At 36.2% G+C, this 279-nt stretch carries 1 rRNA gene; it reads right to left on the bottom strand.

The window, feature by feature from the left end:
• Positions 1 to 210 precede the first annotated feature (210 nt).
• Positions 211 to 279: ribosomal RNA gene (locus PSR9079_RS23520) — 16S ribosomal RNA — on the bottom strand; the annotation flags it as partial.

Below are 279 nucleotides of genomic sequence, written 5' to 3'. Positions count from 1 at the left end.
AACGAAACGTTCATTAAATGGCACTGAATGATACTGCTATCATTCTTTTTTACTTTTGAAAACTCTGTACAAATACACTGTATTCATACGAATTTTATTATCAGCTTTTCCAAATTTTTAAAGAGCATATTAATTAGTTATCCCAAAGGGACACGCACTAATTAACAATCATCTGTGTGGACACTACGAACAAATAAGTTCTAAATCGTATAAGGAGGTGATCCAGCCCCAGGTTCCCCTAGGGCTACCTTGTTACGACTTCACCCCAGTCATGAATCA

It is taken from the genome of Pseudoalteromonas rhizosphaerae, from assembly GCF_902498845.1.
In the GTDB taxonomy this organism is placed as follows: domain Bacteria; phylum Pseudomonadota; class Gammaproteobacteria; order Enterobacterales; family Alteromonadaceae; genus Pseudoalteromonas; species Pseudoalteromonas rhizosphaerae.
This window is presented reverse-complemented; position numbering and strand designations above follow the sequence as displayed.